Origin of the sequence: Pseudomonas sp. UBA6315, assembly GCF_002438125.1 — a bacterium.
Classification (GTDB): Bacteria; Pseudomonadota; Gammaproteobacteria; order Pseudomonadales; family Pseudomonadaceae; genus Aquipseudomonas; species Aquipseudomonas faucium.
The window spans coordinates 1-9,238 of the sequence record NZ_DJTF01000174.1; the positions used below are offsets into that span (position 1 = coordinate 1).

General features: G+C 63.5%; 11 protein-coding genes and 1 pseudogene. 6 read left to right on the forward strand and 6 right to left on the reverse strand.

Features of this window, described 5'->3' with window-relative positions; genetic code table 11:
* Positions 1 to 113, reverse strand: a pseudogene (locus B3E94_RS20290) (ribosome biogenesis factor YjgA); the annotation flags it as partial.
* Between the two features lie 108 nt (positions 114 to 221).
* Here B3E94_RS20290 and pmbA point away from each other — a divergent pair.
* The 6 genes from pmbA to B3E94_RS20320 all read left to right on the forward strand — a co-directional run bounded on the left by pmbA (position 222) and on the right by B3E94_RS20320 (position 5,570).
* Positions 222 to 1,568 carry a metalloprotease PmbA gene (gene pmbA, locus B3E94_RS20295; RefSeq protein ID WP_286914910.1) on the forward strand — a complete coding sequence of 449 codons (1,347 nt, stop codon included), beginning with the start codon at positions 222 to 224 and terminating at the stop codon, positions 1,566 to 1,568.
* 226 nt (positions 1,569 to 1,794) lie between these two features.
* Positions 1,795 to 2,196, forward strand: coding sequence for a FagA protein (locus B3E94_RS20300; RefSeq protein WP_176514558.1), 402 nt, complete (start codon positions 1,795 to 1,797; stop codon positions 2,194 to 2,196).
* Positions 2,189 to 3,565 (forward strand): class II fumarate hydratase, encoded by a 1,377-nt coding sequence (locus B3E94_RS20305; protein WP_286914912.1) that lies wholly within the window; start codon positions 2,189 to 2,191, stop codon positions 3,563 to 3,565. Before B3E94_RS20300 ends, B3E94_RS20305 begins: the two co-directional genes overlap by 8 nt.
* A gap of 25 nt (positions 3,566 to 3,590) precedes the next feature.
* Positions 3,591 to 4,052, forward strand: coding sequence for a DUF2753 domain-containing protein (locus B3E94_RS20310; RefSeq protein WP_236236744.1), 462 nt, complete (start codon positions 3,591 to 3,593; stop codon positions 4,050 to 4,052).
* Between the two features lies 1 nt (position 4,053).
* Complete coding sequence (locus B3E94_RS20315; protein WP_286914914.1) at positions 4,054 to 4,665, forward strand: superoxide dismutase; 612 nt, start codon at positions 4,054 to 4,056, stop codon at positions 4,663 to 4,665.
* 11 nt (positions 4,666 to 4,676) lie between these two features.
* Entirely contained in the window at positions 4,677 to 5,570 is an 894-nt protein-coding gene (locus tag B3E94_RS20320; RefSeq protein ID WP_286914919.1) for a ZIP family metal transporter, read from the forward strand.
* Positions 5,571 to 5,612: 42 nt separating this feature from the next.
* Here B3E94_RS20320 and B3E94_RS20325 read toward each other — a convergent pair whose 3' ends face one another.
* From B3E94_RS20325 to B3E94_RS20345, 5 genes are all read right to left on the reverse strand, one after another.
* Complete coding sequence (locus B3E94_RS20325; RefSeq protein ID WP_176514566.1) at positions 5,613 to 5,885, reverse strand: HPr family phosphocarrier protein; 273 nt, start codon at positions 5,883 to 5,885, stop codon at positions 5,613 to 5,615.
* Between the two features lie 20 nt (positions 5,886 to 5,905).
* A complete protein-coding gene (gene rapZ / locus B3E94_RS20330) occupies positions 5,906 to 6,760 on the reverse strand; it encodes an RNase adapter RapZ (protein WP_286914916.1) in 855 nt (284 codons plus the stop codon).
* Between the two features lie 2 nt (positions 6,761 to 6,762).
* Positions 6,763 to 7,230, reverse strand: coding sequence for a PTS IIA-like nitrogen regulatory protein PtsN (gene ptsN / locus B3E94_RS20335; protein WP_236236741.1), 468 nt, complete (start codon positions 7,228 to 7,230; stop codon positions 6,763 to 6,765).
* A 12-nt stretch (positions 7,231 to 7,242) separates the two neighbouring features.
* On the reverse strand, positions 7,243 to 7,551 hold the full coding sequence (gene hpf, locus B3E94_RS20340; protein ID WP_286914917.1) for a ribosome hibernation-promoting factor, HPF/YfiA family: 309 nt from the start codon (positions 7,549 to 7,551) through the stop codon (positions 7,243 to 7,245).
* A gap of 78 nt (positions 7,552 to 7,629) precedes the next feature.
* Entirely contained in the window at positions 7,630 to 9,123 is a 1,494-nt protein-coding gene (locus tag B3E94_RS20345) for an RNA polymerase factor sigma-54 (protein ID WP_286914918.1), read from the reverse strand.
* Positions 9,124 to 9,238: the final 115 nt, after the last annotated feature.

A 9,238-nucleotide genomic window follows, 5' to 3' on the forward strand; every position in this document is an offset into this window, starting at 1 on the left:
TCGGCCTTGACCGTGGTCAGGCGCTCGCCGAGTTCGACCAGCGCATGCAGCTCGCGCTTGATCTGGGTTTTGCTTTTTTCGCCGTCGAAGGCGTCGTCGTATGAATCAACCATGGTGGCAGTCCGCTAGAAATCGCCGCCATGATAACCAGTCGGGGGCCGCTTGTCCGGCCCGGTCGTAGAATGACCCTTGCCGAACGCAGAATTTGAGTGGAGAAAACCATGAGTGCAGTCCAGAGCGTAGGCCCCAAGGACCTGCCAGCGTTGCAGGAGCAGGTCGAAGCGATCGTCGCCGAGGCGCGCCGGCAGGGTGCCAGCGCCTGTGAGGTGGCGGTATCGCTGGAGCAGGGCCTGTCCACCACGGTGCGCCAGCGCGAAGTCGAAACGGTCGAGTTCAATCGCGACCAGGGCTTTGGCATCACCCTCTATGTCGGCCAGCGCAAGGGCTCGGCCAGTACCTCGGCCAGTGGCCCGGAGGCGATTCGCGAAACCGTGGCCGCCGCCCTCGCCATTGCCAAGCACACCTCCGAGGACGAATGCGCAGGCCTTGCCGATGCGGCGTTGATGGCCCGCGAGATTCCCGACCTCGACCTCTACCATGACTGGGACATCGAGCCGGAGAAGGCCATCGAGATGGCACTGGCCTGCGAGGCTGCGGCGTTCGACGCCGATCCGCGCATTCTCAATGCCGATGGCACCACCTTGAACACCCACCAGGGTTGCCGGGTCTACGGCAACAGCCACGGGTTCATCGGCGGTTACGCCTCTACCCGGCACAGCCTGAGCTGCGTGATGATCGCCGAGGGCGACGGGCAGATGCAGCGCGACTACTGGTACGACGTGAACCGCCAGGGCAACCTGTTGGCCGACCCGCGCAGCATCGGCCAGCGCGCAGCCCTGCGCGCCGCGAGCCGCCTTGGCGCCCGCCCGGTGCCGACCTGCGAGGTGCCGGTGCTGTTTTCCGCCGAGCTGGCGGGTGGTTTGTTCGGCAGCTTCCTCTCGGCCATCTCCGGCGGCAACCTTTACCGCAAGTCGTCGTTCCTCGATGGTGCGATGGGGCAGCGCCTGTTCCCCAGCTGGCTGACCCTAGACGAACGCCCGCATATTTCTCGCGCGCTGGGCAGCGCCGCCTTCGACGGCGATGGGCTGGCGACCTATGCCAAGCCGTTCGTCGACAAAGGCGAGCTGGTGTCCTACCTGCTGGGCACCTACTCGGGGCGCAAGCTGGGCCTGCCGAGCACGGCGAATGCCGGTGGCGTGCATAACCTCTACGTCACCCATGGCGTGGAAGACCAGGCGGCGCTGATTCGTCGCATGGGGCGCGGGCTGCTGGTGACCGAGTTGATGGGGCATGGGCTGAACATGGTGACCGGCGACTATTCGCGCGGTGCGGCGGGGTTCTGGGTCGAGAATGGCGAGATTCAGCATGCCGTTCAGGAAGTGACCATTGCCGGCAACATGAAGGACATGTTCCAGCAGATCGTCGCGATTGGCAGCGATCTTGAGACGCGAAGCAACATTCACACAGGGTCGGTGCTGATCGAGCGGATGACCGTCGCTGGTAGCTGATGTTTCGTCTGTACCGGCCTCATCGCGGGCAAGCCCGCTCCCACAGGTTCTGCGCAGTAGCGGGGTACCCTGTGGGAGCGGGCTTGTCCCGCGAAGAGGGCGGTACAGAAATAGACTGTTTTAAAGAACCCGGCCCTCGCGCCGGGTTTTTTACTTTCGTCGCACCCCTCTTGAAGTGATTCTATTTATCACTTAATAATGAATATCATTATCCAGTAACTCGGCGATGATGTTCATGAAACCCGTCCTGCGCGAACTGCCCTACCTGGAAAACTGGCGCTGGCTCAGCCGGCGCATCCGCTGCGCCCTCGAACCCGACGAGCCGCGCCTGATCGAGCACTACCTGGCCGAAGGCCGCTACCTGGTGTGCTGCACCGAAACCTCTTCATGGACGGTGGCGCTGACCTCCTTCCGCCTGCTCCTGGATACCGCCTGCGACCGCATGCTGCCCTGGCATTGGCGCTGCCTGTGCCTGGACCAGGCCTGGCGCCCGCTGCTCGACCTGCGCAACCTCGACCGCCGCGAACAGAACCAGCGCTGGCAACCCTATGCCCTGCAACTGGCCAATTGCCGGTTGCTGCCGTCGATTTCTCCCGATGAACTGATGCAAGGATTTGATGATGAGTGATACCCGTATCGAGCGTGACAGCATGGGCGAACTGCAGGTGCCGGCCCAGGCCCTGTACGGCGCCCAGACCCAGCGCGCGGTCGACAACTTCCCGATCAGCGGCAAGCCCATGCCGGCCCAGTTCATTCGTGCGCTGTTGCTGGCCAAGGCGGCCGCGGCCAAGGCCAACGTCGAGCTGGAGCAGCTTTCGCCGGGGCAGGGCCAGGCCATCGTCAAGGCGGTCGAGCAGTTGCTGGGCGAAGACTTCATCCAGCACTTCCCGGTGGATGTGTTCCAGACAGGCTCCGGCACCAGCTCCAACATGAACGCCAACGAGGTGATCGCCACCTTGGCCAGCCGCGTGCTCGGCGAGCCGGTCAACGCCAACGACCACGTCAACTGCGGCCAGAGCAGCAACGACATCATCCCCACCACCATCCACGTCAGCGCCGCGCTGGCCCTGCATGAGCAACTGCTGCCGGCGCTGCGCCACCTGGTGCAGGTGATCGAAAGCAAATCGGCGCAGGTGCATCAGTACGTGAAGACCGGCCGCACCCACCTGATGGATGCGATGCCGGTGCGCATGAGCCAGGTGCTCGATGGCTGGGCAGCACAGGTCAACGGCGCCAAGGCGCACCTCGAAGCCACGCTGCCGAGCCTGCAGGCCCTGGCCCAGGGCGGCACCGCCGTGGGCACCGGCATCAATGCCCACCCGCAGTTCGCTGCCGGCTTTGCCAAGCAACTGAGCGCCCTGACCCGGGTCGAGTTCACGCCCGGGCAGAACCTGTTCGCCCTGATCGGCTCCCAGGACACCGCCGTGGCCTTGTCCGGCCAGCTCAAGACCACTGCCGTGGCGCTGATGAAAATCGCCAACGACTTGCGCTGGATGAACTCCGGCCCGCTGGCCGGCCTGGGTGAAATCGAGCTGCAAGGTCTGCAGCCGGGCTCCTCGATCATGCCGGGCAAGGTCAACCCGGTGATCCCGGAGGCCACCGCCATGGTGGCCGCACAGGTGATCGGCAACGACGCGACCATCGCCATTGCCGGCCAGTCGGGCAACTTCGAACTCAACGTGATGCTGCCGGTCATTGCCCGCAACCTGCTGGAAAGCATCGAGCTGATGGCCAACGCCAGCCGCCTGCTCGCCGACAAGGCCATCGCCAGCTTCAAGGTCAACGAAGGCAAGCTCAAGGAAGCCTTGGCGCGCAACCCGATCCTGGTCACGGCACTGAACCCGATCATCGGCTACCTCAAGGCCGCCGAAATCGCCAAGACCGCCTACCAGCAGGGCCGGCCGATCATCGACGTGGCCCTTGAGCACACCGACCTGTCGCGTGACCAGCTCGAGGCGCTGCTCGACCCGGAAAAACTCACCGCTGGCGGCATCTGACCGGCCAGCGCCCAGGAGACACGCCATGCAGCACTGGAAACGCACCACACAAGCCGCCAATCGCCTGTTCGAACAGGGCGAGCTGGTGGATGCGCGGGAACTCTACCTGCAAGCCCTGGCCCTGGCCCAGGTGCTGTTCGAGCGCTGGCATGACGTTGACGAAGCGGTGGCGGCATTCGTCATCGCCCACCACAACCTGGCCGACCTGCACCTGCGCCTGAACCAGCCCCACGAAAGCGCGGACTACCTGTGCGCTGCCCATCAGCGCCTGCTGCAGGCCAGCCAGGACGCGCGCCTGGCGCAGGCGCTGCGGGATGCCGCGCTGCGCCACAGCGGGCGCACCTACACCGAGTTGCTGAGTTTCATCGCCGAGTACGGCCAGTACCCGCGTACCGAGCGCCTGCTCAATCGCCACGCGCCAGGGGCCAGTGAACTGGCCGCCCAGGCGCATGTGGCACCCCGACCCCCTGTCTACGGAATCCATTGACATGCCCCATACCTTGCCTGCGTTGCCCTATGCCTACAACGCGCTGGAACCGCACATCGATACCCAGACCATGGAGATCCACCACTCCAAGCATCACCAGACCTACGTCAACGGCCTGAACGCGGCCGTGGAAGGCACCGAATGGGCCGAGTGGCCGGTTGAAAAGCTGGTCGGGGCGGTCAAGCAGCTGCCGGAAAACCTGCGCGGCGCGGTCACCAACCATGGTGGCGGCCATGCCAACCACTCGCTGTTCTGGACCATCATGTCGCCCCAGGGCGGCGGCCAGCCGCAAGGGCAGGTGGCCAAGGCCATCGACGCCGAACTGGGTGGCTTCGAGGCCTTCAAGGAGGCATTCACCAAGGCCGCGCTGACGCGCTTTGGCAGTGGCTGGGCGTGGCTGAGCGTCACCCCGCAAAAGGCGCTGGTGGTGGAAAGCAGCGGCAACCAGGACAGCCCGTTGATGCATGGCAACACACCGATTCTCGGCCTGGATGTCTGGGAACATGCCTACTACCTGAAGTATCAGAACCGTCGTCCGGAATACATCGGTGCCTTCTACAACGTCATCGATTGGGCGCAGGTGGAACGTCGTTACCTTGAAGCATTGAAGTGAGCCGAACCGGTATGCGCGCGGAGGTGATGTCTGTCGGGAGTGTGCGCCTGTTTCGCCTGGCCATAGGCACGCTGCTGCTGTTGGTCGGCACGGCCTTGCTGGTGGCGCGGGGCATTGCCTGGTTGGACCTGGACCCACGCATGCTGCGCGCCCTCGAGGGGGGCGCGTTGTGTGCGCTGGGCACGGCGCTGGGTGCGGTACCGGTGTTGGTGATTCGCAACATGCCGGTGGCCCTGGCTGACACCTTGCTGGGCTTCGGCGCCGGGGTGATGCTGGCGGCCACTGCGTTTTCCCTGATCATCCCGGGGCTCGAGGCTGCCCAGTCCATCGGTTTCAGCCCGTGGGGCGCGGGTGGGCTGATCAGCTTCGGCCTGCTGTTCGGGGCGTTGTGCCTGTTCGTGGTCGACCTGAAGGTGTCCGGTGCATCGCCCGAGGCGTTGGTCGGCACCGCACAGCAGCCGGTGATCGCGGCGCGGATCTGGATGTTCGTGATCGCCATCATTGCCCATAACATTCCCGAAGGCATGGCCATCGGCGTTTCCGCAGGGGGTGGCATGGCCGATGCCGACAGCCTGGCGATGGGCATTGCCCTGCAGGATGTGCCCGAGGGCCTGGTGATTGCGCTGGTGCTGGCGGGGGCGGGGATGCCGCGGTTCAAGGCGTTTCTGATCGGCGCCGCGTCAGGGCTGGTGGAGCCGCTGGCGGCGGTACTTTGTGCCTGGCTGGTGAATGTCGCCGAATTGCTGCTGCCACTGGGCCTGGCCTGTGCGGCGGGGGCGATGCTGCTGGTGGTCACACAGGAGATCATTCCCGAGTCGCGCAGCAATGGGCATCACCGGCTGGCCAGCCTGGGGCTGTGCGTCGGCTTTTGCCTGATGATGGTGATGGATACCGCGATGTCTTGAGTGGGCTGCGCCGGCCATGATGCCGGCGCGGTTCGAGGCGGCTTACTCGCCTTCGTCGAAGTAGTTGTTGATCAACGCCACCAGTGCATCCAGCGCTTCACTGTCCTGCTCACCCTCGGTGTGCAGGTGCACCTGGGTGCCTTTGCCTGCCGCGAGCATCATCACGGCCATGATGCTCTTGCCATCCACCAGCTTGTCGGGTGCACGCCCCACCCGCACCTGGCAAGGGAAGCGCCCGGCCACGCCAACGAACTTGGCGGCCGCTCGGGCGTGCAGCCCCAGCTTGTTGATGATGGTGATTTCGCGGGCGGGCATCGTGGGGCGGATCCTGTGGGCTAGAGGTCGCGGTGGCGGACCTGGACGTTTTTCAGGGACTGTTGCAACAGCTGGCCTAGGCGTTCGGTGATGTAGACCGAGCGGTGATGACCGCCGGTGCAGCCGATGGCGATGGTGACATAGGCGCGGTTGCTGGCGGCAAAGCGGGGCAGCCATTTGAGCAGGTAGCTGGAAATGTCGTTGAACATTTCTTCGACGTCCGGCTGGGAGGCGAGGTAGTCGATGACCGGCTGCTCGAGCCCAGAATGTTCGCGCAGCTCAGGCTTCCAATACGGGTTTGGCAGGCAACGCACGTCGAATACCAGGTCGGCATCGACCGGCATGCCGCGCTTGAAGCCGAACGACTCGACCAGAAATGCAGTGCCAGGCTCGGGTTGATTGAGCAGGCGCAGCTTGATCGTGTCGCGCAACTGATAGAGGTTCAGGCTGGTGGTGTCGATCTTGAGGTCGGCAAGGTCGGCGATCGGCCCCAGCAACTCGCTTTCCACACGGATAGCCTCGGCCAGCGAACGGTCGGCGTTGGTCAGCGGGTGGCGACGGCGGGTTTCGGAGAAGCGCTTGAGCAGCGTCTCCTCGTCGGCATCGAGGAACAGCACATCACACTTGATGTGGCGGCCGCGGGCTTCGGCAAGCAGTTCGGGAAAGCGTGACAGGTGGCTGGGCAGGTTGCGCGCATCGATCGAGACGGCGACTTTGGGCTGCAACAGCTCGGTGTTGATCAGCGCGTTCTCCGCCAGCTGCGGCAGCAAGCCGGCTGGCAGGTTGTCGATGACGTAATAGCCGTTGTCTTCCAGCACATCGAGGGCGGTACTCTTGCCGGAGCCGGACCGGCCGCTGACGATGATCAGGCGCATGTTCAGTGCTCGTTCTGTGCGTCCAGGACAACCTGGTACAGGGCCTCGCTGCTGTGTGCAGCACGCAGGCGCTCGCGGACTTCCTTGCGATCGAGCATGCTGGCAATCTGGCGCAGCAGTTCCAGATGGGCATCGGTGGCGGCCTCTGGCACCAGCAGGACGAACAGCAAGTCCACGGGCGCACCGTCGATGGCGTCGAAATCGATGGGGGCAGCTAGGTGGAGCAGGGCACTGACCGGGGTTTCGCAGCCCTTGAGCCGGCAGTGTGGAATGGCAATGCCATTGCCAAAACCGGTGGAGCCCAGTTTTTCGCGAGCGATCAGCTTCTCGAAGAGATCTTGCTCATCAAGCTCGGGGACTTCGCGGTGGACCGCAGTGGCGATGGTTTCCAGCGCGCGTTTTTTGCTGCTGACGCCCGGCACGTTCACCAGGGAACGGCCGGGGGTCAGGATGGTTTCAAGTCGGATCATGGATGAGGGGGATCAGCGGGCGGCTTGACCTTGCAGCAAGCTCTGCTGTTTTTCCTTGTGTTTTTTCAGTTGGCGGTCGAGCTTGTCGGCCAAGGCGTCGATCGCTGCATACATGTCTTCGTGTTCCGCGTTGGCAACCACTTCGCCGCCGGGAATCTGCACGGTCGCTTCGACCTTCTGCAGCAGCTTCTCGACCTTCATGATGACCTGCACGTTGGTGATCTTGTCGAAGTGACTCGCAACACGCTTCAGCTTCAATTCGGCGTATTCGCGCAGAGCGTCGGTGACTTCAAACTGGTGTCCACTGATATTGACTTGCATACAGCTTCTCCTTTGTTGCCCGTGCATAAAGAGGCAGGTATTGCACCTGCCCCACAAACGCTGTGGCACACCCAGGGGCTACATCAGTCGCTTGCGCTCGCTCGACGGTGCGATGCCGAGGGACTCGCGGTACTTGGCGACGGTGCGACGGGCTACCTGGATGCCTTGTGCCTCCAGTAAACCAGCGATCTTGCTGTCACTCAATGGCTTTTTCTGATTTTCCGCCGCAACCAGTTTCTTGATGATCGCGCGGATCGCCGTGGACGAGCATTCTCCACCTTCGGCGGTGCTGACGTGGCTGGAGAAAAAGTACTTCAGCTCGTAGATGCCGCGGGGGGTGTGCATGTATTTCTGCGTGGTCACCCGCGAAATGGTGGACTCGTGCATGCCGACCGCTTCGGCGATATCGTGCAGCACCAACGGTTTCATCGCCTCGTCGCCGTGGTCGAGGAAGCCGCGCTGATGCTCGACGATCTGCGTGGCCACCTTCATCAGCGTTTCATTGCGGCTCTGCAGGCTCTTGATGAACCAGCGCGCCTCTTGCAGCTGGTTGCGCATGAAGGTGTTGTCGGCGCTGGTGTCGGCGCGGCGCACGAAGCCTGCGTACTGGGGGTTGACCCGCAGGCGCGGGATCGCTTCCTGGTTCAGCTCGACCAGCCAGCGCTCGCTGTCCTTGCGCACGATCACGTCCGGCACCACGTATTCCGGCTCGCTCGATTCGATCTGCGAACCCGGGCGCGGGTTGAGGCTTTGTACCAGTTCGATGACCTGGCGCAGCTCGTCTTCCTTGAGCTTCATGCGGCGCATCAGCTGGCTGTAATCGCGGCTGCCGAGCAGGTCGATGAAGTCGCTGACCAGGCGCTGGGCCTCGCTCATCCACGGCGTGCTGGCAGGCAGCTGGCGCAGCTGCAGCAGCAGGCACTCACCCAGGTTGCGCGCGCCGACACCGGCGGGCTCGAACTGCTGGATGCGATGCAGCACCGCCTCGACTTCGTCGAGCTCGATATCCAGCTCCGGGTCGAAGCCTGCGCAAATCTCTTCGAGGCTGTCTTCGAGGTAGCCCTGGCCGTTGATGCTGTCGATCAGGGTCACGGCGATCAGGCGGTCGGTGTCGGACATCGGCGCCAGGTTCAGTTGCCACAGCAGGTGGCTTTGCAGGCTCTCGCCGGCCGATGTGCGGGTGGTGAAGTCCCACTCGTCGTCATCGTTGCTCGGCAGGCTGCTGGCGCTGGTCTGGTAGATGTCTTCCCAGGCCGTGTCGACCGGGAGCTCGTTGGGGATTCGCTCGTTCCACTCACCGTCTTCCAGGGTTTCAGCACTGTTGGTGCTTTCCTGGAAGCTGTTGTCCTGGGCTTCGGCAACCGGCTTGTTCTCGGCGTTGTCGGCCATCGGGTCGCTGTTGTCGAAGTCGTCGCCGTCTTCCTGACGTTCGAGCATCGGATTGGACTCCAGCGCTTCCTGGATTTCCTGCTGCAGGTCCAGGGTGGAAAGCTGAAGTAGGCGAATGGCCTGTTGCAACTGCGGGGTCATCGTCAGTTGCTGGCCCATTTTTAGGACGAGCGATGGTTTCATGGCTGGGGCTAAATACCTTGTTCGCCGGCGCGCATGCGCCATCCACTACACGAGGGCGCCGGAGCGCCAAATTCAAGCAAGTTTTATGCCTTAAATTGTAGCGTTTGCCTAGAGC